General features: G+C 62.0%; 23 protein-coding genes and 4 tRNA genes. 15 read left to right on the top strand and 12 right to left on the bottom strand.

The window, feature by feature from the left end:
- Nucleotides 1–42: 42 nt before the first annotated feature.
- Together efp and earP are read right to left on the bottom strand one after the other, a co-directional pair.
- Nucleotides 43–600, bottom strand: a complete 558-nt coding sequence (gene efp / locus PQR67_RS06745; RefSeq protein WP_097390005.1) for an elongation factor P — start codon at nt 598–600, stop codon at nt 43–45.
- 266 nt (nt 601–866) lie between these two features.
- Nucleotides 867–2,060 carry an elongation factor P maturation arginine rhamnosyltransferase EarP gene (earP, locus tag PQR67_RS06740; RefSeq protein ID WP_408456144.1) on the bottom strand — a complete coding sequence of 398 codons (1,194 nt, stop codon included), beginning with the start codon at nt 2,058–2,060 and terminating at the stop codon, nt 867–869.
- A 270-nt stretch (nt 2,061–2,330) separates the two neighbouring features.
- Here earP and uvrC point away from each other — a divergent pair, with 270 nt between their 5' ends.
- From uvrC to PQR67_RS06715, 5 genes are all read left to right on the top strand, one after another.
- Complete coding sequence (gene uvrC / locus PQR67_RS06735) at nt 2,331–4,538, top strand: excinuclease ABC subunit UvrC (protein WP_408456142.1); 2,208 nt, start codon at nt 2,331–2,333, stop codon at nt 4,536–4,538.
- A gap of 187 nt (nt 4,539–4,725) precedes the next feature.
- Nucleotides 4,726–5,319: a CDP-diacylglycerol--glycerol-3-phosphate 3-phosphatidyltransferase gene (gene pgsA / locus PQR67_RS06730; RefSeq protein WP_028199185.1), complete on the top strand. Its 594-nt coding sequence runs from the start codon at nt 4,726–4,728 to the stop codon at nt 5,317–5,319.
- Between the two features lie 247 nt (nt 5,320–5,566).
- Nucleotides 5,567–5,642 (top strand) — tRNA-Gly (locus PQR67_RS06725).
- A 62-nt stretch (nt 5,643–5,704) separates the two neighbouring features.
- Nucleotides 5,705–5,780: transfer RNA gene (locus PQR67_RS06720), tRNA-Gly, on the top strand.
- Between the two features lie 104 nt (nt 5,781–5,884).
- Nucleotides 5,885–5,958 (top strand) — tRNA-Cys (locus tag PQR67_RS06715).
- Between the two features lie 183 nt (nt 5,959–6,141).
- Here the strand turns inward: PQR67_RS06715 and PQR67_RS06710 are convergent.
- Nucleotides 6,142–7,158, bottom strand: a complete 1,017-nt coding sequence (locus PQR67_RS06710; protein ID WP_408456140.1) for a hypothetical protein — start codon at nt 7,156–7,158, stop codon at nt 6,142–6,144.
- A 253-nt stretch (nt 7,159–7,411) separates the two neighbouring features.
- Between PQR67_RS06710 and PQR67_RS06705 the strand changes: the two genes are divergently transcribed.
- The 4 genes from PQR67_RS06705 to PQR67_RS06690 all read left to right on the top strand — a co-directional run bounded on the left by PQR67_RS06705 (nt 7,412) and on the right by PQR67_RS06690 (nt 10,069).
- Nucleotides 7,412–8,146 (top strand): hypothetical protein, encoded by a 735-nt coding sequence (locus PQR67_RS06705; RefSeq protein WP_408456138.1) that lies wholly within the window; start codon nt 7,412–7,414, stop codon nt 8,144–8,146.
- A 103-nt stretch (nt 8,147–8,249) separates the two neighbouring features.
- Nucleotides 8,250–8,654, top strand: a complete 405-nt coding sequence (locus tag PQR67_RS06700) for a hypothetical protein (RefSeq protein ID WP_408456136.1) — start codon at nt 8,250–8,252, stop codon at nt 8,652–8,654.
- Nucleotides 8,655–8,709: 55 nt separating this feature from the next.
- Complete coding sequence (locus PQR67_RS06695; RefSeq protein ID WP_408456134.1) at nt 8,710–9,468, top strand: TraB/GumN family protein; 759 nt, start codon at nt 8,710–8,712, stop codon at nt 9,466–9,468.
- 94 nt (nt 9,469–9,562) lie between these two features.
- Nucleotides 9,563–10,069, top strand: coding sequence for a GNAT family N-acetyltransferase (locus tag PQR67_RS06690; protein ID WP_408456132.1), 507 nt, complete (start codon nt 9,563–9,565; stop codon nt 10,067–10,069).
- 81 nt (nt 10,070–10,150) lie between these two features.
- On the opposite strand, the gene PQR67_RS06685 is transcribed toward PQR67_RS06690, so the two are convergent.
- From PQR67_RS06685 to PQR67_RS06675, 3 genes are read right to left on the bottom strand one after another with little or no spacing between them, the layout of a single operon-like run.
- The gene (locus tag PQR67_RS06685) at nt 10,151–11,035 is read right to left on the bottom strand and encodes a cytochrome c oxidase assembly protein (RefSeq protein ID WP_408456129.1); all 885 of its coding nucleotides are present in this window, start codon (nt 11,033–11,035) and stop codon (nt 10,151–10,153) included.
- 9 nt (nt 11,036–11,044) lie between these two features.
- Nucleotides 11,045–11,506 carry a copper chaperone PCu(A)C gene (locus tag PQR67_RS06680; RefSeq protein WP_408456126.1) on the bottom strand — a complete coding sequence of 154 codons (462 nt, stop codon included), beginning with the start codon at nt 11,504–11,506 and terminating at the stop codon, nt 11,045–11,047.
- Nucleotides 11,507–11,524: 18 nt separating this feature from the next.
- Nucleotides 11,525–12,103 carry an SCO family protein gene (locus tag PQR67_RS06675; RefSeq protein ID WP_408456548.1) on the bottom strand — a complete coding sequence of 193 codons (579 nt, stop codon included), beginning with the start codon at nt 12,101–12,103 and terminating at the stop codon, nt 11,525–11,527.
- A gap of 463 nt (nt 12,104–12,566) precedes the next feature.
- Between PQR67_RS06675 and otsB the strand changes: the two genes are divergently transcribed.
- Together otsB and otsA are read left to right on the top strand one after the other, a co-directional pair.
- A complete protein-coding gene (gene otsB, locus PQR67_RS06670; protein ID WP_408456124.1) occupies nt 12,567–13,319 on the top strand; it encodes a trehalose-phosphatase in 753 nt (250 codons plus the stop codon).
- Nucleotides 13,320–13,386: 67 nt separating this feature from the next.
- Entirely contained in the window at nt 13,387–14,847 is a 1,461-nt protein-coding gene (gene otsA, locus PQR67_RS06665) for an alpha,alpha-trehalose-phosphate synthase (UDP-forming) (RefSeq protein ID WP_408456122.1), read from the top strand.
- A 107-nt stretch (nt 14,848–14,954) separates the two neighbouring features.
- On the opposite strand, the gene PQR67_RS06660 is transcribed toward otsA, so the two are convergent.
- Entirely contained in the window at nt 14,955–16,790 is a 1,836-nt protein-coding gene (locus tag PQR67_RS06660; protein WP_408456119.1) for an ABC transporter ATP-binding protein, read from the bottom strand.
- 695 nt (nt 16,791–17,485) lie between these two features.
- On the opposite strand from PQR67_RS06660, the gene PQR67_RS06655 reads away from it, so the two are divergent.
- The 3 genes from PQR67_RS06655 to PQR67_RS06645 all read left to right on the top strand — a co-directional run bounded on the left by PQR67_RS06655 (nt 17,486) and on the right by PQR67_RS06645 (nt 20,309).
- A complete protein-coding gene (locus PQR67_RS06655) occupies nt 17,486–18,550 on the top strand; it encodes a glycosyltransferase family 4 protein (protein ID WP_408456117.1) in 1,065 nt (354 codons plus the stop codon).
- Between the two features lie 290 nt (nt 18,551–18,840).
- The gene (locus PQR67_RS06650) at nt 18,841–19,686 is read left to right on the top strand and encodes a hypothetical protein (protein ID WP_408456115.1); all 846 of its coding nucleotides are present in this window, start codon (nt 18,841–18,843) and stop codon (nt 19,684–19,686) included.
- A 158-nt stretch (nt 19,687–19,844) separates the two neighbouring features.
- Entirely contained in the window at nt 19,845–20,309 is a 465-nt protein-coding gene (locus tag PQR67_RS06645) for a DUF2214 family protein (RefSeq protein ID WP_408456112.1), read from the top strand.
- A gap of 96 nt (nt 20,310–20,405) precedes the next feature.
- On the opposite strand, the gene PQR67_RS06640 is transcribed toward PQR67_RS06645, so the two are convergent.
- The 5 genes from PQR67_RS06640 to PQR67_RS06620 form a co-directional block, all read right to left on the bottom strand.
- A complete protein-coding gene (locus tag PQR67_RS06640) occupies nt 20,406–22,283 on the bottom strand; it encodes an ABC transporter ATP-binding protein (RefSeq protein WP_408456110.1) in 1,878 nt (625 codons plus the stop codon).
- A 514-nt stretch (nt 22,284–22,797) separates the two neighbouring features.
- Nucleotides 22,798–22,872 (bottom strand) — tRNA-Val (locus PQR67_RS06635).
- 48 nt (nt 22,873–22,920) lie between these two features.
- Nucleotides 22,921–23,655, bottom strand: a complete 735-nt coding sequence (dnaQ, locus tag PQR67_RS06630; protein ID WP_408456108.1) for a DNA polymerase III subunit epsilon — start codon at nt 23,653–23,655, stop codon at nt 22,921–22,923.
- A gap of 78 nt (nt 23,656–23,733) precedes the next feature.
- Nucleotides 23,734–24,180 carry a ribonuclease HI gene (gene rnhA / locus PQR67_RS06625; RefSeq protein ID WP_028199171.1) on the bottom strand — a complete coding sequence of 149 codons (447 nt, stop codon included), beginning with the start codon at nt 24,178–24,180 and terminating at the stop codon, nt 23,734–23,736.
- Nucleotides 24,177–25,040, bottom strand: a complete 864-nt coding sequence (locus PQR67_RS06620) for a class I SAM-dependent methyltransferase (protein ID WP_408456106.1) — start codon at nt 25,038–25,040, stop codon at nt 24,177–24,179. The genes rnhA and PQR67_RS06620 overlap by 4 nt, the downstream gene beginning before the upstream one ends.
- Before the next feature lie 19 nt (nt 25,041–25,059).
- Between PQR67_RS06620 and gloB the strand changes: the two genes are divergently transcribed.
- On the top strand, nt 25,060–25,851 hold the full coding sequence (gloB, locus tag PQR67_RS06615; protein WP_408456103.1) for a hydroxyacylglutathione hydrolase: 792 nt from the start codon (nt 25,060–25,062) through the stop codon (nt 25,849–25,851).
- Nucleotides 25,852–25,944: the final 93 nt, after the last annotated feature.

The following is a 25,944-nucleotide window of genomic DNA, read 5'->3' as shown; positions in this document are numbered from 1 at the left end:
TTTTTGCTGCGCCGGAGTTGCTCCTGCGCAGGCTGCAGGCGCTTAGGCGCGGCTGCGGTACTCGTGCGTACGCGTGTCGATTTCGATCTTGTCGCCGATGCTGCAGAAGAGCGGCACTTGCAGTTCGAAACCCGTGGTCAGCTTGGCGTTCTTCAACACCTTGCCCGACGACGTATCGCCCTTGACTGCCGGTTCCGTGTAGATGATTTCACGGACCAGCGTGGTCGGCAGTTCGACCGAGATGGCTTTCTCGTTGTAGAACACGACTTCGCAGGCCATGCCGTCTTCGAGGTAATGAAGGGCGTCGCCCATCATTTCGCCTTCGACTTCGAACTGGTTGTAGTCGGCGTCCATGAACACGTACATCGGGTCAGCGAAGTACGAGTACGTGACTTCCTTGCGTTCCAGCACGACGACGTCGAACTTGTCGTCTGCCTTGTACACGCTTTCCATGCCTGCGCCGGTCAGCAGATTCTTGAACTTCATCTTCACGACGGCGGAGTTGCGGCCCGACTTGTTGTATTCGGCCTTTTGCACGACCATTGCGTCGCTGCCGATCATCACGACGTTGCCGGTGCGGAGTTCCTGTGCGGTCTTCATAAAACTGTCCTGTACGAAATAATTAGCGTCAACTTTTGCTCAACGGCATACGGCGCAAGCAGATTGGCCTGCTAGGTGTGCCTCGCGAATTAGTCAGGCCAGTCGGTCAGGCGGGTTTGCCAGACCAATTCGCGAGACGAATTCAAATTTGCCAGACGATTTTTGCCAACGAATTTGTCAACGAAATCGCTGCGATTGGGCCGCGATTGGAGCACTCTTCGGCCGCGATCGGGCCGCGCTTGCGTCGTCGGCCGTTGGATAACCGCTTATTTTAACTGAGTTTTTGCGAACAAGGCCAGATTTCCGGCGAGGTCGCCTACCTCAGCCAGTTCGCTGGCCCATTCGGCCGCGCGCTGCCTGAGCGCCGCGCGGTGATGCTGGAATTCCGTCCAGTCCGGCTGCCCCGCGCCGTTCCACGCATGCCAGAAGCGCGCGAGGGCGTCCCGGGCAGCGGCGGGCAGGGTGCGGGCGTAGTGGGCGAGCGCGGCGTCGAGCTTCGGGAGATGGGCGTCGTCGGCTTGCGGGTAGATATGCCAGACAAAGGGTTTCGCGGCCCACTGGGCGCGCACGAACGAGTCTTCGCCGCGCACAAAATTGACGTCGCTGACCCACAGCAACGGGTCGTAGTCGGCTTGCGCGGTAAAAGCGAGCGCGTGCACGCTGAGGCCGCCGCGCTCAGCGTGCGAACCGGCGGCAAACGAAGGCAGGCCGAAAAAACGCGCGATCGCGCCCGAAATACGACCTTCCGGCACGAGCAGAACGACCGGTTCGGCGCTGTCGCACCATTGTTCGAGCAGGCTGCCGACGGCGGGGTTTTCGTAGGCGAACAGCGAGACGACCGTGGCGGCGGCGGATGGCGGCGCGCGTCCGGTGGTTTTCAGCCACCACGCTTCACGCGCCGGTTGCGATGCCTCGAAGGCCGTGCGCGCGGCATCGAGATGCCGTTCCTTCAGCACGCCGCCCGTGCCGGCGCTGAGTCCGGGGAAAAAGAAGGTTTTGGTCAGCGGATAGCGCGGATGCGGCGAGGGCCGCAGATGGAAATCCGCGACCCAGTCTTCGGCGCTCAGATATTCGAGGTTGAGCCAGACCGGCGCGCGCTCGCGTCGCGCCATCGCGGCGATATAGATCGGCGGCAACTCGCAGGCGAAGGCCTCGATCACGACGTCAGCCACCTCGAGCGTATCGCCCGCGTGGGCCGGCTCATGCCAGTGCTCGATGACGATGCCGTCGATCGCCTGGCGCGCGCGCTCCAGTGTCAGCGACGGGCACAGTTTCTGAAACGCGTGCAGGTCGTCGACGAACACGCGCACCTGCCAGCCGTGCTCGCTCGCCAGTTGGCGCGCGAGGCGCCAGCACACGCCGATGTCGCCGAAGTTGTCGATCACCGCGCAAAAGATATCGCAGGCGATCGCCGTGGGCGCGGCAACGGGTTGGTCGGACGGCGGCGTGGCGGAGGACATGATGGTGTGGGTCGCAGAGTGGGACGGGTGGCGCAGCGGGTTCCGCAAGGTCTTGCCTGCGGGTGACTCAGGCGGGTAACGCAATCAGGTTCAGCCGCCGCCCTGGCGCCGCAGCGCCGCGCCATTCGATGCGGCAAGGTTCGAACGCACGCGGAATGCTCTAAACTGGCGATTCTAAAGCACTCAACGGCGGTTTCGCGTCTGAACGACCGCTCAGCGCGCAGCACGCGGCAGAGGCTTCGCGACACTGTCCCAGCCAATCGATTCTGCATGACCGAACCCGAAGCAACCGACGTTTTCGAGCCGAAGAAGCTGCTCGCCCAATTGCCGCATCTGCCCGGCGTCTATCGCTATTACGATACGCAGGGCGCGGTGCTGTATGTGGGCAAGGCGCGCGACCTCAAGAAGCGCGTCTCGAGCTACTTTACGAAGACGCAACTGTCGCCGCGTATCGCGATGATGGTGACGCGTATTGCGCGCGTCGAGACGACCGTCACGCGCTCGGAGGCTGAGGCGCTGCTGCTCGAAAATAATCTGATCAAGGCGCTGGCGCCGCGTTACAACATTCTGTTTCGCGACGACAAGTCGTATCCCTATCTTAAGTTGACGGGCCACAAGTTTCCGCGCATGGCGTATTACCGTGGCTCGGTGGATCGCAAGAATCAGTATTTCGGACCGTTCCCGAGTGCGTGGGCGGTGCGCGAGAGCATTCAGATCCTGCAGCGCGTTTTCCAGTTGCGCACGTGCGAGGATTCGGTGTTCAACAATCGCACGCGGCCCTGTTTGTTGCACCAGATCGGCCGCTGCACGGCGCCCTGTGTCGCGGCGATCAGCGAAGAGGATTACGCGCGCGACGTGGCCAACGCGTCGCGCTTTTTGCTCGGCCGGCAGGGCGAGGTCATGAAGGAACTCGAGCAGAAAATGCACGCCTTCGCGAGCGAGCTGAAGTTCGAGCAGGCCGCAGCGGTGCGCAATCAGATGAGTTCGCTGTCGACGGTGCTGCATCAGCAGGCGATCGAAGTCGGCGGCGACAGCGATGTGGATATTCTCGCGGTCGTCGCGCTCGGCGGGCGCGTGTGTGTGAACCTCGCCATGGTGCGAGGCGGGCGGCATCTCGGTGACAAGGCGTATTTCCCGACGCATGTGGAAAGCGCCCTGACGATCGGCGAGGGCGGGCTCGAAGAGGGCGGCGACCATGAGTTGCTGGCCGATGTCACGACCGGCGAGGGCTCGGTGTCTGGCGAGGACGCAGCGGGTGCGAACGCATCGTCCGATGCGGCTGACGCGCTTGCGATTGCTGAGGAGATGCTCTCCGAAGAGGCCGAGGAGGCCGACGGCGAGGAAGACACTGCGCTCGAGGTGGAGCCGGATGATGCGGGCGAGTCCGAGTCGCAATCTTCAACGCCGCGCAAGGGCCGTGCAACCGCCGGCGGCATCGAATCTGAAGTGCTGGAGGCATTCATCGCGCAGCACTACATCGGCAACCGCGTGCCGCCGGTGCTCGTGGTCAGTCACGCGCCGTCCACGCGCGAACTGGTCGACGTACTGATCGAGCAAGCCGGCCACAAGGTGACGGTGCTGCGCCAGCCGCAAGGTCAACGGCGCGCATGGCTGGCGATGGCCGAGCAGAACGCACGGCTCGCACTTGCGCGCCTGCTCTCGGAACAAGGCTCGCAGCAGGCTCGTACGCGTGCGCTCACCGACACGCTCGGCATGGAGTACGACGATCTCGCGCATCTGCGGATCGAATGTTTCGACATCAGCCACACGATGGGCGAGGCGACGCAGGCGTCGTGCGTGGTGTATCACCATCACAAGATGCAGTCGTCCGAATACCGCCGCTATAACATCGCCGGCATCACCCCGGGAGACGACTACGCGGCGATGCGCCAGGTGCTCACACGCCGCTACGAGAAGATGGTGGCGCAAGCGGCGGCGAACGCCGCCGACGAGGCCGCGGAATTGCAAACCGATGCCGCCGCGGACCCGTCGCTCGCCGCGGATGCCGCGGAGCCGGCTGCGGCCGGCGGCATCCTGCCGACCATCGTGTTGATCGACGGTGGCAAGGGGCAGGTCGAAATCGCGCGTCAGGTATTCACCGAACTGGGTCTCGATACCGGCATGCTGGTCGGTGTCGCGAAGGGCGAGGGACGCAAGGTCGGTCTGGAAACGCTGATTTTTGCGGACGGCCGCGCGGCGCTCGAACTCGGCAAGGAAAGCGCGGCGCTCATGCTGGTCGCGCAAATTCGTGACGAGGCGCATCGTTTCGCCATCACCGGCATGCGGGCAAAGCGTGCCAAGACGCGCCAGACCTCGCGGCTCGAAGAGCTCGAAGGGGTGGGCGCAAAGCGGCGTCAGCGGCTGCTGGCGCGCTTCGGCGGGCTGCGCGGGGTGGTCGCGGCAAGCGTCGAGGATCTGGCGAGCGTCGAAGGGATTTCGCAGGCGCTGGCCGAGCAGATCTACCGGCAGTTGCACTGATCGGAGCACGTTTGGCTGCCCGAGGCGCGGCAATGGGCGCTCGATAAAGGGTATGGCAGCGGTTGCCAGGCGGCTGGTGAGCGGTGCTCCGGCGTTACGCGTTCCGGGCCCCGCGCGCCGCTTTGCTTGTGGCAGGCCTTGTGACACGGCACAATTGCATCTCCCTTGTCAGACGCTGCGCCTGCCCATGCCGTTTAATTTTCCGATTTTCCTGACTTGGCTGCGGATCGTTCTGATTCCGCTCGTCGTCGGCGTGTTTTATTTGCCTGACATGATGATGAGCCCGGCACACCGCAATCTGGCGGCCGCCACGATCTTCATTCTGGCGGCGCTCACCGACTGGTTCGATGGCTTTCTGGCCCGTAAATGGAATCAGACCTCGGCGTTCGGCGCGTTCCTCGATCCGGTTGCCGACAAGCTGATGGTGACGGCTGCGTTGCTGGTGCTGGTGCAACTCGCGCGGATCGATTCGGCGATCGCGCTGGTCATCGTCGGGCGCGAGATCGCCATCTCGGCACTGCGCGAATGGATGGCGCAGATCGGCGCATCGAAGAGCGTCGCGGTCAATTCGCTCGGCAAGTTCAAGACCGTGTGTCAGATGGTCGCGATTCCGATGCTGCTGTTTTACGGGCCGTTGCCGTTCGGTGGCGGTGTCTCTGTCGATACGCGTGTGTGGGGCTTGTGGCTGATCTATCTGGCCGCGTTCCTGACGATCTGGTCGATGCTCTATTACATGAAACTCGCGTGGCCGCAGATTCGCGAGCGGGGCGGCGTCGCCTGATTGTGTCCGAGCGGAGAGCGATCGAGACGCGACGCTCGCGCAGATGGAGCGTGCCCTACGTCGCGCAAGCGTGAGTGAAATCTTTTCAGTTAAAGACATTCGCAAAAGGGGTTGACACGTTTCAGTCGTTTCTCCATAATCTCGTTTCTCCGATGCACGCAGTTTGAAGCGCCGGGAGCAGTAAGCCTGTAGTTGCAGTAACAAGGCAGCAGTTAGCGTGATAAAAGCAGGACAAAAGCAGCACGATGCGGGAGTAGCTCAGTTGGTAGAGCGCAACCTTGCCAAGGTTGAGGTCGCGAGTTCGAGCCTCGTCTCCCGCTCCAATTTTTGAAGCAACGCGTTGTTTGGCGAAGTAAAAGTGCAAGGCGTTGTGAAGTAGGGCAATGCGGGAGTAGCTCAGTTGGTAGAGCGCAACCTTGCCAAGGTTGAGGTCGCGAGTTCGAGCCTCGTCTCCCGCTCCATACATAAGGGGAAGCAGTGCTTCCCTTTTTGTTTGGTGGGCCGGTCCTTACGGCAACCCACCAGGCAAACCTGAGAATCTGCAGCTAGATTCCAGTCCGCTTGCGGCGCGATAGCAAAGCGGTTATGCAGCGGCCTGCAAAGCCGTTTAGGCCGGTTCGACTCCGGCTCGCGCCTCCAGTAGTTGATGTAAAGAAAAGCCCCGACTTTTGTCGGGGCTTTTCTTTTTTGTGCGCCGTTGTCGCTGACATCGACCTGGCGCGTTTCAGCGCAAAGTTACGCATTCCAGTTCGTCGGCCCTCTTAGTCATCCGCGCGTCAGACGCGGCGAGCAGACGGTCGCACCAATCCGCTCGTCACCGACTCAAAAAACAATCGCTGCTTTGATCGATTGAAGTGCCGCGCTGTTCAGAAAGTAGTAGCTGTCTTGCGGCGTTCCGCCGCCAAGCGGCGCGAGCTGAAACGTCGTGCCGTCCTTGATCACGTAGCCCGCGTAGATCCCGCCGTTATTCTGGTAGTAGACCCGGTAGTCGGTGGTCGCCGCGCCGAGTGCCGCGTTGGCTACCCATGCGCGCACGCCGGCCAACGTTACGATCTGGCCATCGCCGAGTTGATAGGTCTTGCCGTCCGTCGTGCTCGCGTAGGGAAAGAAATTTTCAAGCGTCGAAATCGTGGCGGAGCACGGCGTCGGATTGGTCCCCGTCGTGGCGGGTGCAGCGCAGTCGTATGTGTATGCCTCGTCGCCGACCGCGTGCCTCACGACCTTGACGTAGGCGGCGCCCGTTTGCCAACTGGCCTGCTGGTTGTACAGCGATTGCCCATTGAACGTGTTCGTGAGAAGACCAACAGTGCTATTGGCAAAGAGCTCGGCGGGCGAGGCGGAAATCAGGCCCGATAGCGGCACGACGCTGTAGCTGGTGCCAAGTAGCGTACGGACCACTGTTTTACCGTCCGAGGCCAGATAATCTTCCTGGACATTCGCTCCCGGGTAGCTGATCCGAACTTGCGGCGGAAACGCGGCGCTATAGACAGCGCCATTGACGAGTAAGCGTGACACCGCGAATGTCGGAACCTTCAGCGCGGACGACACAGACGTGTACGTTACGGTCAGCGACTGTGCCCCGGCCGCGGCGCTTTGTGCAATGCTCGAGTCGTCGGTGTAGAAGATGCTGTTCGGGCCGACCGACAGTGCGCCCGTCGACGACGTGGTAATCGACAGGCTGCCGCTCAGATAGTGCATGCCGCCGTTTGAAGCGAGTGCGACACTTTCGTAGCTCTTTTGCGCGTCGCTCAGATTCGAAGGACTTGCTGTCGATCCCGAACCGCTAGACGAGCCGCCGCCACACGCGGACAAAATAGATGCGGCGATCGCGGCCAGCATGAAATGTCGATTTACCAATCGCTTTTTATTTTCTTTCATTTGTTATTTTTTATCTTTCGATTTTATTCTGTTAATTTTTAGAAACCCCGGATACAGCATTGATGCTTAGCAGTTCGTTGTCGATAATGTACAGTATCCCATACCGTTTCGCGTATTCAGAAGCATCGTTAGAGATACGATGCAATGGTCTTGATATTTCCCGGCGCGAAAACACGGGGCAGGGCAAACCCGCTGTTAATACAACATTCGACCAATGAAAAAAACCATAACCGCTGCTGTGCTGTTTACCATTGGGTTGCCACTGCTGGCGATCGCGCAAACGGCACCGCCGCCTGCGATTAAAGGTGGGGATTCGTGGACCTACGTCAACACCTTTGAGAAGGCGCCTTCAATGTGGCGCCAATCGCACGACGAAGTGACAGTCTTACGCGCAACGCCTTCCCACATCTACTACACGTCGAAGCAGGCGGGCTCGACCCAGGCGCCGAGTGAGGTGATAGCGGGCGCCGACTGGAGCCGCGAACGAAATGTGAACGGCGCGGAGGTGGTCGTTAATCGGCCATTTGTTTTCCCACTATCGGCGGGCAAAACCTGGAACCTGGAATATACGGAGCAGCATCCGAACAAGGTCTTCGCTTCGCAAAAATGGAGCAGTCAATATCGCGTGGTAGGTGTTGAAACCGTCGAGGTACCGGCAGGAAAATTTCAGGCGATTAAAGTCGAAGCGGAAGGCGAATGGGTTGCGCAACTCGAGCCGACGCAAACCGTCACTCAAGCCGTGCAGACGCAACAGGGCGATACCGCCATGATCACTCATGCGCAGAAAACAGGACCCACCCAACTGACCGGGCGTACCTATAAAGCATTCTGGTATGTGCCTGAGATCGGCCGCTGGGTGAAATCAGTGGAAGAATATTACGGTAGTAATGGCGTGCGAAACGAACGCTACACGGGTGAGCTGGAGTCGTACAAAAGAAGCACGGAATGATTGGAGTGTGGGCGATTAAACTGTCAGCTTTTGCCGCGTTAGAAAGAAGCCCCGAGCGCCGGGGCTTTTTTCTCGTATTTGTTTATTGCAAAGCTGACCCTGCATGCCTATCCCAAGCCTTGAACGCCGTTCCTTCTATCTGCGCCTGATCTACGCGTTATGCCTGTGCGGCGCCACCTGGACGCATCTGCAAGTGGCCCTGCTACACGGACTCTGGTGGGACTACGGCGGCGCGGCGCCGTTCACGCGAATCTACTGGACGGCACTCCTCTTCATCGATCCGCTCACCGCGCTGTTGCTGATGCTGAGCCCGCGAGCAGGGCTGATTCTCTGCGTCGCCGTTATCGTGACCGACGTGGTGCACAATTCATGGTTCGCGCTGCATTATCCGATCCGTATGGACCTGTACCTGTCACAGATCGTCTTCCTGCTGTTCGTCGGGGTTACCGTTCGAACCGCATGGCGAGGGATCGCGAGACGGCCTGCGGCGCTGCGCGCCGTCGATTGAATCGCCCGATTGCCCGAGCGACGCTTTGTGCAATTGCTCATCCCCACGAGGCTGCATGTACCTGGAACTCACCGGCACCAACGTTCGTCTGCTTGGCTCGATGCATCTGTTTCCGGCGGCGAGCCGCAGAACGCCGCCATGGATCGCGGAAGCCTACGACTGGGCTGAATCGCTGGTCTTCGAATCCGATCCGCCGACGATCCTGCCGTTTCTGAAAGCGCCCCCGCAGGGTGGTGCTGATCAACTGCGGCCCTGGCTATCCGCCGAGGCCTGGAATCGCTTGCAAGCCGTGTGGCCTGCGGAGGGTCCGTTGGCGCCGCTCGTCGATCTGCGTCCGTGGGCAGCGCTGATCGTCGCGCCGACGCTGTTCCAGCAAGTCGTCGAGGGCGTCGAGCCGCGCATGCTGCGCTCGGCGCTGACGCAAGCCAAACCGTATGCGTATCTCGAGACCGCGGAAGACGTGGCGGCATCGCTCGAATCGATTCCGCTCGAAGCAGTCGGCACCGCGCTCGGCATGCTGATGTCCGATCTCGACGAACCGCAGCGTACGCTCGAGCGGATGCACTCCGCCTGGCTGCATGCGGATTTGCAGGCCGTGCACCGGATCGCCGTCGAGTCGCCGATGTTCAACCTGCCCGGCATCCGCGAGGCTATTCTCGATGCACGCAATCGTGCGTGGGCGGCACGCGTGAAGGCGCTGTCCGGACGATCGGAGCGGACCTTGGTCGTGGTGGGCGCGCTGCATTTGTGTGGCCCCGGAAACCTGATCGAATGTCTCGCACAGCCCGTCGAGCCGGTTTTTGTCAGCGGCTAATGGGTTTGCGAGCGGCATAGCCTAAGTCCGCCACGCGCGGCATAATTCTCCCTTGCCGCCGCCCGCTAATGGCGCGCTTCCCTTGAAGATTTCCATGACTGAACCGCAGCAAACCGCCGCCACGCGACTGGCGCAACTCGACTGGCGCTGGAAAGCGTTCGACGACCTCACGACCGTCGAAGTCTATGCCATGCTGGCCGCTCGCAGCGCCGTGTTCGTCGTCGAGCAGAACTGTGTGTATGGCGACATCGACGGGCTTGATTCAGAGGCCTGGCATCTGTTTGCGTTTGGCCCCGGCGAGGCATCCAACGCCAAACGCCCGCCACTTGCGGGCTATCTGCGCGTGTTGCTGCCGGACGCCGATGACGCCGAGATCCGCATCGGCCGCGTTCTGACAACCGTGGAATTCCGCGGTATCGGTCTCGGCAACGCGATGCTTGAACGCTCGCTCACGCATATCCGGGCACAGTGGCCCGGCACGCCGATCCGCTTGCACGCACAGGCTCATCTGCAAGGCTTCTACGGTGCATTCGGCTTTGCGCCGGTGTCGGAAATTCACGACGAGGACGGCATTCCGCACGTGTGGATGCGTTCCGCCTGACGAGATCAGGCGGCAACCGGGCTCGGCGCGTGCGCGCCGACCGGCTGCAAACACCGCGGCTTCTTCAATCGATTCGAAGTCTTAACGGTGACCGCTCGCAGGTGCTGTTGCGGCTTGCGCGAGGGCGGGTGTCGTCTGTGCACGCCGCTCGTTACGCAGACGCCCGCGTGCGGACAGCCGCATCCAGTGTCGCAACGCCACCAGCGCGCCGATCACGCTCATCATCGAACCCGGGATCCACAGCAACAGTCCGCCGATCTGCTGATCGCGCAGCGGGCTCAGCCACGTGAAGGCGCGACCGCAGATCGAGTAGATCGGATAGAGCTCGCGTGGCGTAAAGAAGATAAACGCGCCGAGGATGATCTGCGGCGGAATCGCGGCTATCACCACCAGTACGCGCTTGCCCGGCGACAAACGCGCGGGCGGCGCCGGACGCGGATCGAGCACGAGCCACCAGAACAGCAGGCCGTCGATCACCATGCTCCAGTTCATCACGCGATAGAGCCGCCAGTCGAGCATCGCTACGAAATGGATCGGCGACATCAGCCAGAAGTAGATCAGCCCGACGAACAGCGCGACCGCAACCACCGGATGCATCACCACGTCGAGCATTCTGCGTACTACTGGTGTCTCCAGCGCGGGGCGCACGAAGCGCTGCCGCCAACTGAATGGAATGCCCGCGCGCAACGCGGCGCCCGGGTAAGAGAGCGCGATAAAGAACGGTCCGAGGTGATGCAGCACCAGATGCTGCGCGCGATGCATGAAGAACTCGTGCTCGAAGAAATAATCGAGCCGCGTATGCAGCGCGACGTACAACGCGACCAGCCCGAACCAGAAGGAAATACGCCGGCGAATCGACACCTTCGCCTTGTGCGCGCCGCGCACGAAAAGGATCGCCGGCACCAGCAAGGCGATCACGACGGTCGGCGAAAACTCCCAGGGGTCGAGCCAGTAGAGCAGGTTCATCGCGGGACGTTACTTGGTCTGGGCGGGTGATTTGACGGCGAACGGCGTGTCGAGCGTCTCGCCGTCGGAGAACTTCAGCGTTAGATGCACGGTGTCGCCCGGTGCGACCTTGTGCTTCGCGTCTTCGAGCATCACGTGATAGCCGCCCGGGGCAATCGCCACCTGGCCGTGCGCGGGCACCGTCAGCTTGTCGACCATCACCATCTTTTGCGTCGAACCGTTCGACACGGTTTGATGCAGCATCGCGTCGCCGTAGTCGTTGCTGGAAATATCGACGAGATCGACCGGCTTGTCGCTCGTGTTCACCAGCGTCACATAACCGGCGGCGGGGAGATTGTTCGGCAGCCAGCGCACCCACGCGTCTTTGACGCTGATCGCGTTAGCCCGGGCGGCCAGCGCGGCCGAAGCGAAACCGCACGAGAGGGCGAGGGTGAAGCTCAGCGCGGCGAACGTTTTGATCTTGATCGACATGGATAAACTCGGGAAAGGTCAGGAGCGGTCATCAATAATGCGGCGCAGGTCTTGTGCGATCGCATCGGGAGTATCGTGGTCGGTGGCGAGCAGGCGCGCATGGCCCTGCTGATCGAACACGTAGACGGCCGAGCTATGGGTGACTTCATAGTTGCCGCTGGGGTCGCGCTTTTCCATCTGATAGGCGACCCGGTAACGCTTGGCAAGCGACTCGATCTGCCAGTCGGTGCCGGTCAGGCCCTCGGCGTGCTGCGAGTCGAAGGCGCCGACGTAGTCGTGCAAGGCTTTGGGCGTGTCGCGTGCCGGATCGACCGTGATGAACAGGATGCGCACCTTTTGCGCGTCCGGGCCGAGTTTGCCGAGAACCTGCATCAGGCGGCCCATCGTCTCCGGGCAGACGTCCGGACAATGCGTATAGCCAAAGTAGACGAGCGAGGTGCGGCCTTTGAACGAATCACCGGTTACGGTGTGGCCGTCGTCGCCAGTCAGCGTGAAATCGAGATCCGGCAGATGACCGGTCACGTTGGTCAATTGGAACGGTTCGGCTGATTGCGTGCAGCCGCTTAGCGCAGCGAGCACGCCCACCACGACGGTCAGCGCGGCCGCGCGCCAGGGCCACGGCCGGCGTGGCGTTACGAGGTTCGGCTGGGGGCGGGACGAGATAGTGGGGAACAAAGCAGGGTTCAATTACTCGATTGAAGAGCGGCGCGCGACGCTGCACGTGATTGAACGCGGCGTGGTTCGCACAAAGCGCGCGGCCCGGCATAGTGTGCAAATATGGTCGGCACTGCAATGGTCTGCGTGGCTGCGACTGTATCGCAAAATCTCGGGCGACGTCGCGCAGCGCCCTTGGCTGCGCGCTTTGCGAGGCAATTTGACGCAGGTGGATGAAAGCGGGTTGAAGCCGGATTGTTGTCTTTTTGAACGCAATCACGAGCGGCATCGGCCGTGCCGCCCAGCCAGGCTTATGTCCCGGCTTACTTTCTCGAAAAATTGACGGATGCGCGGTAAGATGCGCACACTTTTCCGGCCGCAGAAGGCTGAAAGGCAAAATTAACCGATGCAAGCACTTCCGGCTGTCCTGTCTCCTGGTGAGACGGCATTTTTCTTCGACTTCGACGGCACGCTCGTCGAACTTGCGCCCACGCCGGACGGCGTGCTGGTGGAACCGCGCGTGATCGTGTTGCTGACCGAGCTGCGCAATCTCACGAACGGCGCGGTCGCGATCGTATCGGGCCGCGGCATTGACAGCATCGACGGTTTTCTGGGCATGCCCGATCTGCCGATCGCCGGTTTGCATGGCGCCGAGCGGCGCGACGCGAATGGCGACACGCAGCGTATCGGCTTTCACGACGAACGGCTCTTGCGCATGGAGCAGGTGCTCGCGCAGGTCGTCAACGAGCATCCAGGCATGCTGCTCGAGATCAAAGGCGCGGCGCTGGCGCTGCACTACCGCAACGCACCCGACCGCGAGCCGGTGGCGCGCGAGGCCACCGAGCGGCTGGTTGCCGACTATCCCGGCTCGTATGTGTTGCAGCCGGGCAAGATGGTCTACGAAATCAAGCCGAAGGATGTCGACAAGGGCCGCGCGATGCGCGCGTTTCTGGACGAGCCGCCGTTCGTCGGCCGCACGCCGGTATTTGCCGGCGACGACCTGACCGACGAGAAAGGCTTTGCCGTCGCCAACGAGCGTGGCGGCCTGTCGATCAAGGTGGGCGCGGGCGACACGACGGCGCATATCCGCGTCGAGTCGGTCACGGCGCTGCTCGACTGGCTGGAATCGATCGTCACCGCTGCCGCGCGCGGAGCGTGATCGTGACGCCGCCGGTTGCGCCCCATCCCCCAACGACCATGACTTACTGCATCGGGAATCGCGCTTCATGAGCCGACTGATCATCGTATCGAACCGGGTTGCGCCGATCTCGGAGGGTGGCCCGGCGGCGGGCGGCCTGGCGGTCGGCGTATACGACGCGCTGAAGGAAACCGGCGGCATGTGGTTCGGCTGGAGCGGCGATGTGCTCAGCTCCGGCCAGCCGCAGATCAAGGTGGAGGAGCGCGGGCCGGTGACCTTCGCGACCATTGCGCTGATGCGTCGCGACTACGACCAGTACTACCGCGGCTTTTCGAACGCCACGCTGTGGCCCGCGTTCCACTATCGCGCCGATCTGCTGCACTATGACCGGCACGACTTCGGCGGCTATTGCCGCGTCAATGCGTGGCTCGCGCAGCAACTCGTCCCGCTATTGCGCGACGACGACGTGATCTGGGTCCACGACTACCACCTGATTCCGTTCGCTCAGGCGTTGCGCGCGGCCGGCGTGAAAAATCGCATCGGCTTCTTTCTGCATATTCCGTTTCCGGCTTCGCAGGTGTTGCTGGCGGTGCCGCCGCATCGCGAGCTGGTCGAAGCGCTCTGTTCGTTCGATCTTCTCGGTTTTCAGACCGCGCCGGATTTGCGGGCGTTCTGCGATTACATCGTCAACGAGGCGAACGGCACGATCGACGCGTCGGCCAGCGGCCCGCTGAGCGTCCATGCATTTGGCCGGACCTTGCGTGCGGCGGCTTATCCGATCGGCGTCTATCCGGACGAAATCGCCGAGCTGGCGAAAGCGGGCGAGCGAGGCAAGCCGGTGCGCACGATGAAGGCCACACTGCATTCCCGCAAGCTGATCATGAGCGTGGACCGGCTGGATTACTCGAAGGGGCTGGTCGAGCGCTTCCGTGCGTTCGAGCGTCTGCTGGAACATTTCGCCGCGCAACGCAACAACGTGTCGTTCCTGCAAATCGCACCGCCGACGCGGGCCGACATGCACGCTTATCAGGACATCCGTTTGCAGCTCGAAGGGGAGTCGGGGCGCATCAATGGCCGCTTTGCTGAACTGGACTGGACGCCGATCCTGTACATCCATAAGCAGTACGAGCGCTCGGTGCTGGCCGCGCTGTTTCGCACGGCGCATGTCGGCTACGTCACGCCGTTGCGCGACGGCATGAACCTCGTTGCGAAGGAGTATGTATCGGCACAGGATCCGGAGAATCCGGGCGTGCTCGTGCTGTCGCGCTTTGCCGGCGCAGCGCAGGAGCTGGAAGGCGCGTTGATCGTGAATCCAGTCGATATCGACGGCATGGCCGAGGCGCTCGCAAGCGCGCTGGAGATGCCGCTTGTGGAGCGCCAGGCGCGTCATCGCGACATGATGGTGCAACTGCGCGAGAACAACGTTTCGGTGTGGCGCGACAACTTCATGCGCGATCTTCAGAGCACGCAGGGTGTGAAGCGTCCGCGGACCGTGAAGGTACGTGCCGGAACGGGTAAGAAGGCGCTGCGCGAGACCACCGTCGAATAGGCGGCAACCAGAAGACCCGGTTGCAATTGCATGGAAACAGAAAAGCCGCTCGAAAGCGGCTTTTCTGTTTTTGTTGCTTGCTGGTGGAATAGGGGGCCGTGCGCTGCCTAGACCACGTGCTGCTCGTCCACCTTCTTGCCGCCAACATGCAGCGTGGTGCCCTTGCCGTACTGCTTCGAGAGCAGGTCGCGATACAGGCCCGGCCGCTGGCGCAATTCTTCCGGACTGCCGTCGTCGATCACCTTGCCGGCGCTCATCACGATGATCCGGTCAAAGTTGTTCAGCGTCGACAACCGGTGGGCGATCGCGATCACTGTGCGGCCCACCATCAGCCGGTCGAGCGCCTTCTGGATCGCTTCTTCCGACGCGCTATCGAGCGCCGAGGTGGCTTCGTCGAGCAGCAGGATCGGCGCGTTCTTCAGGATTGCGCGTGCAATCGCGATACGCTGGCGCTGGCCGCCGGAGAGTTTCACGCCGCGGTCGCCGACGATCGTGTCGAATCCTTCCGGCATGGCTTCGATGAAATCGCTGCAACGGGCTTCGCGCGCGGCGGCGACCACTTCTTCCCGGCTCGCTTCAGGGCGGCCGTAAGCGATGTTTTCGTACACCGTACGATGGAACAGCGAGATATCCTGCGGCACCAGCGCGATCGTATGGCGCAGGCTGTCCTGGGTGATGGCGGCGATATCCTGGCCGTCGATCCTGATTGCACCGCCCTGCGTCTCGTAGAAACGCTGCAGCAGCGCCAGCACGGTGGATTTGCCCGCCCCCGACTTGCCGATCAGACCGACCCGTTGACCCGGCTCGATATGGAGGTCGAAGTGATCGAGAATCGGCCGGCGGCGCGGGTAGGCAAACGTCACGCTTTCGAAATCGACCCGGCCGCCTTGCGGCACGAGTTCGGTAGCGCCGTCGCGGTCCGGCATGCCGTGCGGCTCGAGCAGGGTGCGAACGGCTTCCGCGAGCCGCGCGACGTGCTGCGTGACATCGACGAGCGCGACGGCCAGATCGCGTGTGCCGTGCAGGATCGTGAAGCCCAGCGAGCTGACCAGCACGATGTCGCCGGAGGTCGCCTTGCCTTGATCCCACAGCCACAGCGCCCAGCCCAGCAGGCCGGCCGACAGCAGCGCGGTGATCACCGCATGCAGCAGGCGCAGCTTTTCCAGATAGAGCAGGCTCTGCTGGCGCGCATCCATTTCCGCTTTGACGGTCGCGCCGAAACGCTGCTGTTCGCGAAACGTCATGCCGAAGGCGCGCACGAGGCTCATGTTGCTGATCACGTCGACCAGCTCACCGTCCACCGACGCCGCTTTTGTGGCGAAATGGTGATGGCGGGCCGAGCCACGCCCGGCAAGCTTGTAAAGCACCACCGACAGAATGGCCGAGCACAGCATCAGGCCGCCCGCCATCAGCGGATTCACGGCGGTAATCATGACGATCGCGCCGAGCACCGCGATACACGGCGGCAGGACGTTCCAGGCGGTGGTGTTTTCGGCGGTGTAGACCGCGTTCGAGGTGGCCGTGATGCGGCTTGCCAGCATACCCGGCTGTTTCTCCGAGTAGTAAGTCGGCGAGTGGCCACTCAGATACTGGAACAGGTCGCGCCGCAAGTCGCCGGTTACGGCCACGAATGTATGGGCGGCAACCCAGCCGCCGACCCGCCACAGCAGGTTGTCGGCGGCGATCAGGCCGACCAGGATGGCGAACGCGCCCCACAGCGGACCCGGATGATGCCGGCCTTCACCGAGCACGTCGATCAGGTGCTTGATCGCGTATTGCGAAGCGAGCGCACAGCCCACGGCCGCAAACACGCTGCACAGGACGATCGCATGGGCGAGCGGATGGCGGCGAATAAAGCGGAAAAGAAACGCAAGCGGCCTATGCGCATAGCTCGCGAGCTTTGCGTTCTGGGCATTACGCTGGGCGATGGTTAAATGTTCCAATTGATCGTAAGGTCGGTGTGTTTCAGGTTGTTCATGCAAGGCATGGGCCACAGCCAAAGCGTTTGCCGCGAAGCCGATGCTTCGCATTGTAAACATGCAAAAGCGATTGCGCCCTGTGTATCCGGGCGATGGCGCGACTGATTTCGCGATAGACGACCGCGACCTGCTATTGCTCGACCCGCCAATAGAGCGGCAGTTCACGCAGACTGCGGAAAATTTCGAGATATAATTACAAATTGCATTCAACCGCGGTGCAGCATGTGTTCAATGCCTGCCGGCAAAGTTGACATGCGGGCTCGGGGCTGTCACCTTCGACTTGGCGTTGCAAGCCAGTTGCTACTCTAGAACTGTCTTATAAAACAAGGGTTTGTAAAGTGTTTCGCCTTTGTAACAACGTAAAGACTTTGAAATGTTGTGGTGCAGCGAGACGGCCGGCACCGATAATGCATGCTCTGGCGGCCCACCGAAATTTCTGACAGTTTGTCAACGTAGGTGCCGTGTGTGCGTTGTTTACCGGCACATGCGCAGACAGCGAACTGTTGATCTGGGCTCACTACCCAAGCGATCCATCGCAGGATTTCTCGAAAGAATCAGGCCCGCGCCGGCATATCCGGCCAGACTGCCCTGGCGAGCAAGCGAGTCGCTTTTACCAAACGCAGCACTTTTGCCTGATTTTTTACGAGGAGTTCTTCATTATGCGAATCGCTCAAATCGCTCCCTTGCACGAGGCGGTTCCGCCTAAGCTTTACGGTGGTACGGAACGCGTGGTGTCCTACCTGACCGAAGCGCTGGTTGAACAGGGCCACGACGTCACGCTTTTCGCAAGCGGCGATTCGCAAACCTCGGCGAAGCTCGAAGCGTTCTGGCCGCAGGCGCTGCGCCTCGACCCGACCATTCGCGACGTGATGGCGCCGCACATGCTGCTGCTCGAAGAAGTGCGCCGCCGCGCGGATGAATTCGACGTGCTGCATTTCCACATCGATTACTACCCGTTCTCGCTGTTCGCGCGCCAGCCGGTGCCGTTCCTGACCACGCTGCACGGCCGTCTCGACCTGCCGGAACTGCAACCGGTCTTCAATACGTTCAGCGACGTGCCGGTGGTGTCGATTTCGGACAACCAGCGTATTCCGCTGCAACAGGCGAACTGGCTGCAAACCGTTTATCACGGCCTGCCGGAAAACGTGCTCACGCCGATCAAGGACGTCGAGCCGGGCTACCTCGCATTCCTCGGCCGCGTCTCGCCGGAGAAGGGTCTCGACCGCGCGATCCGCATCGCCGGCCAGGCAGGCATGAAGCTCAAGGTCGCCGCCAAGATCGACAAGGCCGACCGCGCCTATTACGAAGAAGTGATCAAGCCGCTGATGGCGCTCCCGCACGTCGAATACATCGGCGAAATCGGCGAAGCAGAAAAGCGTGAGTTTCTCGGCAACGCGCATGCGCTGGTGTTCCCGATCGACTGGCCGGAGCCGTTCGGCCTGGTGATGATCGAAGCCATGGCGTGCGGTACGCCGGTCGTCGCGTTCAATCGCGGTTCGGTGCCGGAAGTGATCGAAAACGGCGTATCGGGTTTTGTCGTCGAAGACGAAATCAGCGCGGTTGCCGCTGTGAAGCGTCTGCACACGCTGCCGCGCGCCAAGGTGCGTGCGGCGTTCGAGGCGCGCTTCTCGTCGAAGGTGATGGCGCAGAACTACGTCGCTACCTACGAAGAGCTGCTGCGTCAGAAGCATCGCACGGTGCTGCGCGAAGTCAACGCCAGCTAATGCGCAGTCGGTAAAGGCAGTCAGGCCGGCTTGCCGGGGCGCCTCGGGCGTTCCCAGCCTTGGGGGCCCCAGCTAGGCGCCCCCAGCGATCCGATGGCCCGGCTGCATCCCAGCAACGCCCCACGTGCATCTTGCCCGCGGGGCGTTGTTGCATACACGCCGCGTTTTTTTGCGGTGTCTGGCAGAAAGTGCGGTTTGGGGACCGGCAAGAATGAGCCAGTCTCCGTAATATCCCTATAATGGCCCTGCCGCAAATTTGGCTGCGGCGCCGCCGACGACAGGAGGATGCTTTGGCGAGAACGAAAGAGACGCGCGCGAACGCGGCGCCCGGCGCCGGAACGATTTTCGCGCTGCGCGCCATCGGTCTCGTGCTCCTCACTCGCTGGCTTTTTTCGATGGCGCAGATGGACCTGGGCGCGTCGCTGTCGGCGATGGTGTCCTCGCCGTGGGCGTGCGTGAACCTGGTATTCCTGTTCCTGCTGATCTTCCTGCCAGGCGCGCGCGCCGTGGCCGAGCGCCCGTTGCATCCGTTGCCGCAATGGCTGCGGCAGGCACTGCGTCTATTTGCTTTCCTTGGATTCCTGTTTGCCGCCTGGTCGGTTGGCGCGTTTGCAACGAGCGCTGGCTGGCGGCGTGCCGTGCAGGCGGTGGCCGCCACCAACGGCTGGCTGGTGGCGGCGCCGGCGTTATATGCGGCGGTCGTGTGGATTTGCCGGCCGCGCGCGCTGTGGCGAACCAATATCGCCGCGCGACGCTTTGCGATCGGCCGCTATGCGGTCGCGCTCGATCCGGCCACGCGCACGGTGGTCGTCTGGGCCGAGCGTCGCAAGGTGGGGCAGTACGATGCTCGCGAATTGTCCGTGCGATGGGCGGCGGCCCCGGGCGTGAGCGCACCGCCGACGCCTGCTCCTGTCGTGGCTTTTGGTGTCGCCGGTGAGCCGGCCGGCCCTGTGGCGCAGGCCGGAGCGCCTGCGCTGGTCCGCGGTAGCTTCGGCCGACGTCCAAAAATCGAGTTGCTGTGGGATTCACCGGCTGCGGCGGGCCACAATCGGCAAACCATTTTCCGCACCACACTGACTACCGAGGGCGATCGGGTCGCGGCGCGCGCGCTCGATACATCGTTGCAGCAAGTCTGAATCTGTCGCTTTGTGCCGCTGGCCACGCCCCACGGTCGCAGCAGGCATCGTAAAGTACGGGGTAGCCGATAATAAGATGTGTCACCCGCTGCCACCCGGCGTTTCGGTGGGCGGGTGAAACATACATCGATCGTATTGCGTCGTTTCCAGGAGTCGCTATGCTGGTTCGCTGGTTGCTTGCCGCCATTCATCTGCTTGCTTATGGCTTTGCCCTCGCGTCGATTCTCAGGCGCACCTGGTCATTGCGGCGAGCCAGCGTACCCGCTGCTTTGCGATCCGTATTCCGCTCTGACGCCCGGTGGGGTATTTCAGCATTGGTGTTGGTCGTCACCGGCCTCATGCGCGCCTTTGGTGGTTTCGAAAAGGGCGCCGACTATTACCTTCACGAGCCGCTCTTTCACGTCAAGATGACGCTGCTCGTGCTGATCCTCATACTCGAAGTCCCGACAATGCTCGGCTTGATGCGGTGGCGTGCCGCGATCAGAAACGGCGCTCCGCCCGATTTAAAGAAAGCGCGTACGTATGCGCGTTTCAGCGTGATCCAGACCGTGCTGCTGGTGTTGATGGTGTTCGCGGCGAGTGGCATGGCGCGCGGCATTGGACTGCCCACAGGGGTGGTTTAGTCGCGCGTTGAGGTGCTGGTCAGGGCGTGCGTCACGCCAGCGGAAACGCCTGTTACCGGCGCCTTCCGCATGACGTTGCGCACGCTTCTCCGCAATTTACTTCTCGACCATCAAGCTTGAATCATCGAGCCGATTCGCCCTTGCGCTATCGGTCTTGCGCGTGAGCTCCGAATCGCCCAGCCCCTTGATCAACTCCAGCGCCTGACGTTCGAACAATCGCCTGTAAAGACCGTTCTCGATTCTGATCAAGGCGTCGTGACTGCCTTCCTCGATGACTTTGCCCTTGTCCAGCACCAGCAGCCTGTCAAGTGCCCGCACGGTGGAAAGACGGTGTGCCACCACCAGCGTCGTGCGGCCCATCATCAGCCGCTCCATGGCTTGCTGGATCAGCACTTCGCTTTCGCTGTCGAGGCTCGAGGTCGCTTCGTCCAGAATCAGGATCGGCGCGTCCGCGAGAAACGCCCGTGCGATCGCCACGCGTTGACGTTCGCCACCGGAGAGCTTGATACCGCGTTCGCCCACCAGCGTGTCGTAACCTTGCGGCAGCGTCGCGATAAAGTCGTGCGCGCTGGCGAGCCTCGCGGCCCGTTCGATCTCGGCGCGGCTCGCGCCGGGCCGCGCATAGGCGATGTTCTCCGCCAGCGTGCGGTGAAACAGCACCGGCTCCTGCTGAACGATCGCGATCTGGCTGCGCAACGAAGCCTGCCGCACACGGGCGATGTCCTGACCGTCGATCGTGATCCGGCCTTCCGAAATGTCGTACAGCCGCTGGATCAGCTTGATGAAGGTTGTCTTGCCGGAACCCGAGTGCCCGACCAGCCCGACGCGTTCTCCCGGCGCGATGCGCACGGAGAAATTCTCGTAGAGCGGCGTGGCCTTCGCACCGTAGTGGAAGGTGACGTGCTCGAAGCGAATTTCGCCCTTGCCGATTGCGATCGGGCCCGCGCCGGGCCGATCTTCGATGCCCAGCGGCTGGCTCTCCAGCGAGACCAGTTCTTCCATGTCGTTGATCGAACGCTGCAGGTTGCGGATGTGCATGCCGACATCGCGCAGATAGCCTTGCAGCATGAAGAACATCGTCAACGCGAACGTGATGTCGCCGACGCCCGCTTCGCCGCGCACCCACAATAGCAACGCGGCGCCGAGAATGGCAGCCTGGATGGCCACCAGCATGCTGCCTTGCAAGCCACCGTTGATCGTGCCGCGAATCCATGTGCGGCGCGTGCGATGACGCCACTTGACGATCACACGGTCAAGCAGGGCTTCTTCGCGCTCTTCGGCGCCGAACGCTTTCACCACGCCATTGCAGCTGACCGCGTCGGCGAGGGCGCCGCCCATGCGGGTGTCCCATGCGTTAGCGAGGCGTGCGGCGGGTGCCACGAAACCGAGCGACACAATCACGGTTATCGCGATATACAACACGGAACCGATACCGACGACCGCGCCCATCATCGGCCAGCGCCAGCCGAGCAGTACCGTTGAGCCGACCAGCATCACCACCGACGGCAATAGCGCGACCAGTAGCGTGTCGTTGAGCAGATCGAGCGCCCACATGCCGCGCGTGATCTTGCGCACGGTGGATCCGGCAAAGCTGTTGGCGTGCCAGTCGGTCGAAAAGCGTTGCACGCGATGAAACGCGTTGGACGCGATCTCGCTCATCATCTTGAGCGTCAGCCTGATGAGGTTGAAGTATGTGCCCTGGCGAAGCAGCTCAGCGCCGAGCCCCAGCGCGCTCAGCACGCCGAAGGCCGTGATGGCCGCGTTCCACGCGACGTCGTCGCCGGCAGAGCCGGACGCGATTGCGTCGACGAGCCGTCCGGCGAACAGCGGCGTGAGTACGTCGGCCAATGCCGAGAGCAACACCAGCGCGGTAATCGCGAAGATGCGCCAGGGCTGTTTGACCCAGTGACGGAAGGTGAAGCCGAGGACATTCCTGAAGGCGTGTCCACGAAGGTCGAGTTTTTTTCTGGTCATTTGCCACGACCCGGTGACGCGCGAGCGCACCGAGGTTCCAGTCAGAAGCGAAAGGAAGAGACAGTCAGGCAAGCCGGAATAGGTCGTTAACGACACCGGCAATGAGACTACGGACTGTCAGGGAAATTCGCGGATGGCCTGTTCAGGCCGAACCGCGTGAGCGACGACGCGACGAACCTAAGGTCGCGAAGATGGCCGTGGGGCCATCCCAGGGACGGCGATATGCACTGCGAACATGTGGCGCCTCCCTGTAGTCGTAAGAGATGAGAAAAGTAGACGGGGCGAGTGCCCGAAGACTGACTATATCAGCAGTATTTGGCGACCGCAATCGTACGAAAGTTCGGTGTTGACTTCGACGCGCAGCATGCGCATGTGCGCATGAGGGCACCTAATAACGTGCGTACACCTGAGTGATCGTTCTGCCGTGTGGGCGCAAAGCCGAGGCAAAAACAAAAAAGCCCTCGACTCAAGTTCGAGGGCTTTCTTTTGCGGTTCTTCGGAAACCAGCGAATTCTGGTGGGTGGTACAGGGATTGAACCTGTGACCCCTGCCGTGTGAAGGCAGTGCTCTACCGCTGAGCTAACCACCCGAAGAGAACCGAATTATGTCAGGGATTTTTCGACTCGTCTAGTGTTTTTTAAGCGGTTTGCTCATCCGCAGCCGGCGACGGATCAAGACGCCACACGCTCGTGCCCTTGACCGCTTTGTCGAGGCCGTCGAGCACGGCCTGATGCTCGGCGACCTCAGCGTCGCTCGCGGCAATCACGACCAGATTCAGCGAGTCGATCGCGATGCGCGGTGCGTGCGCGTCGCCGCCACCGTGTGAGTCGCCGAGCATGTCGATGACGAGGCTTTCCTGGCCGCGCGTCATCGCCAGATACACCTCGGCGAGCAGTTCCGAGTCGAGCAGTGCGCCGTGCAGGGTGCGGTGCGCGTTGCTAATGCCGAAGCGGTCGCACAGCGCGTCGAGTGAATTGCGCTTGCCAGGGAACATCTGCTTGGCGCGCGCCAATGTATCGATGATCTCGCCGCAGTAGGTTTTCACCGGCGGCAAACCCAGCAGCGCAAATTCGGCATCGAGAAAGCCAATGTCGAACGGCGCGTTGTGAATGATCAGCTCCGCGTCCTGAATGAAGTCGCGAATCTGATTGGCGATCTCGGCGAACTTCGGCTTGTCGCTCAGGAACTCGGTGGTCAGCCCGTGAACGGCCAAAGCGCCCGGATCGCTGTCGCGTTCCGGGTTGATGTAGAAATGCAGGTTGTTGCCAGTGAGCCGGCGGTTCACCATTTCGACGCAACCGAGTTCAAGAATCCGGTCGCCGGTTCGTGCATTCAGGCCGGTGGTTTCGGTGTCGAGGATGAGTTGACGCATGTCGGATTAGCCTGCTCTAAAAAATCAGCAAAAGAAGGAGGGCGCGCGCCAGTGCTGCAGCGGGCATGACGGCACGCATCACACTTGCGCGAGTGACGCGACGCCGCGATTGGCCAGTTGATCCGCGCGCTCGTTTTCCGGGTGTCCGTTGTGACCGCGCACCCAGCGCCATTCGATCTCGTGCTGCGCGACGAGTGCATCGAGCCGCTTCCAGAGATCGGCGTTCTTCACCGGCTGCTTCGCGGCGGTGATCCAGCCTTTTTTCTTCCAGCCGTGAATCCATTCGCTGATGCCTTTCTGCACATACTGCGAGTCGGTGTGCACGACGGCTTTGCAGGGACGCTTGAGCGCCTCGAGCGCGGCGATCACGCCCATCAGCTCCATGCGGTTGTTGGTGGTGTTGGGTTCACCGCCGAACAATTCTTTTTCCTGGTCGCCGAAGCGCAGCAGCGCGCCCCAGCCGCCGGGGCCTGGGTTGCCCTTGCAGGCGCCGTCGGTATAAATGTCGATGATGTCGGAAGTCATTGAGTGTGGTTGCGTGTGTTCGGGGTGGCGGCGGGCGCGAGGCCCGCGGCGAGGACAGGTTTCTTCACTTTCAGCGGACCGACGAGATGCATGCCGCGCACGCGCTTGATCGCCTTGATCATGTAGGTGGCGCCGAAAATGGGCCACCAGCGGTCGCCGGCGGCTTCCATGAAACCATAGCGGGACAGCCATTGATCGCTGGCGAGCGGCGGACGATAGCAGCCGAAGCGCCCGCGTTCAAGGTCGAAGCCCAGCAGTTTGATCCAGTCTTTCAGGCGCGTGAAGGCGATCAGGTCGACTGCCGCGGGCACGAACGGCCGGCCGGTCATCTTGCCGACCGATTGGCGCGCGCCCCACAGCGACAGCGAATTGAAGCCGAGAATGATCAGTTGGCCTTCGGGCATCAGCACGCGTTCGGCTTCGCGCAGCAGCCGGTGCGGGTCGCTCGTGAATTCCAGCGTATGCGGCATGACGATCAGATCGACGCTCTGTGCTTCGAACGGCAGATCGAGCAGATCGCACCAGACCGCGCTACGCCCCGTGGGTGCCGGCAGACCCGCGGGCAGACCTTGCGTGGCGCCGCTCCGCAAACCATTCCCTGCGCCATTCCCGGCACGCCCCGAGCCGAGCGGCAACGTATAGGGCGCACTCGCGCCGCTCGCTGCGTCGAGCACGAGCCCGCGGCACGGCATGCGGTTTTCGCGCAAGGCGTCGAGCTGCGGCAGGCCGAGTTGCAGCGCATGGTAACCGAACACGTCGGACACCACGCGATCGAGCTGGGTCTGTTCCCACTCGAGTACGTAGCGCCCGGGTGGCGAATCGGTCCAGGCAGGCCAGTCTATAATCGCTCGATCAGTCATATCAGAGAATGCGTCGCCTATGAATGCGCTCGAGTACGTACCGGTCCCGGCGTTTGAAGACAATTACATCTGGGTCGTCTCCGACGGGCATCATGCGGTGGTCGTCGATCCGGGTGAGGCCGCCCCTGTGCGCGCATATCTGGCGAAACGGGGTTGGCGGCTGAGCGCTATTTTACTCACGCACCATCATCAAGACCATGTCGGTGGGGTGGCCGATCTGCTGAACGGCCAGGCTGTTCCCGTGTACGGCCCCGCCGGTGAAGCGATCCAGCATCTCACGCACCGTCTTGAAAATGGCGATCACGTGACGATTGCGGCGCCCGCACTCGAATTCGATGTACTCGACGTGCCCGGTCACACGAGCGGTCATATTGCCTATTTTCAGGCGGCTGATCCGCGCGGCACGCCGCACGTGTTTTGCGGCGACACGCTGTTCGCGTGCGGCTGCGGCCGGTTGTTCGAAGGGTCGCCCACGCAGATGCTGGCATCGCTGGATTCGCTTGCCGCACTCCCGGGCGCGACCGAAGTGCATTGCGCGCACGAGTACACGTTGTCGAACATCCGCTTCGCGCTCGCCTGCGAGCCGGGCAACGTCGAACTGCAAGCCTGGCGTGACAAGGCGAGCGAATTACGCGCGCGTCATGTGCCGACGTTGCCGACCACCATTGCCCACGAACGTGCCGTGAACCCATTTTTGCGCGCGGACAATCCGGCGATTCAGGCGAGCCTGCAAGAACAGTTGCATGAAAAAGTGCCCGATCGTTTAACGGCATTTACGCTGATGCGCGAATGGAAAAATCGCTTCCGTTGACCCGACTGCCATCAGGGTATTCCTCACGCGAAGAATCGGAAAAATTCGCCAAGTCTTAGATTTCCTTGATTTTTTTCGTCATATTCCGATTGA

The organism is Paraburkholderia fungorum, from assembly GCF_046026025.1.
Lineage (GTDB): Bacteria > Pseudomonadota > Gammaproteobacteria > Burkholderiales > Burkholderiaceae > Paraburkholderia > Paraburkholderia fungorum_E.
Note: the sequence above shows the minus strand (reverse complement) of the source record. Positions and strands in the feature narration are given on the sequence as shown.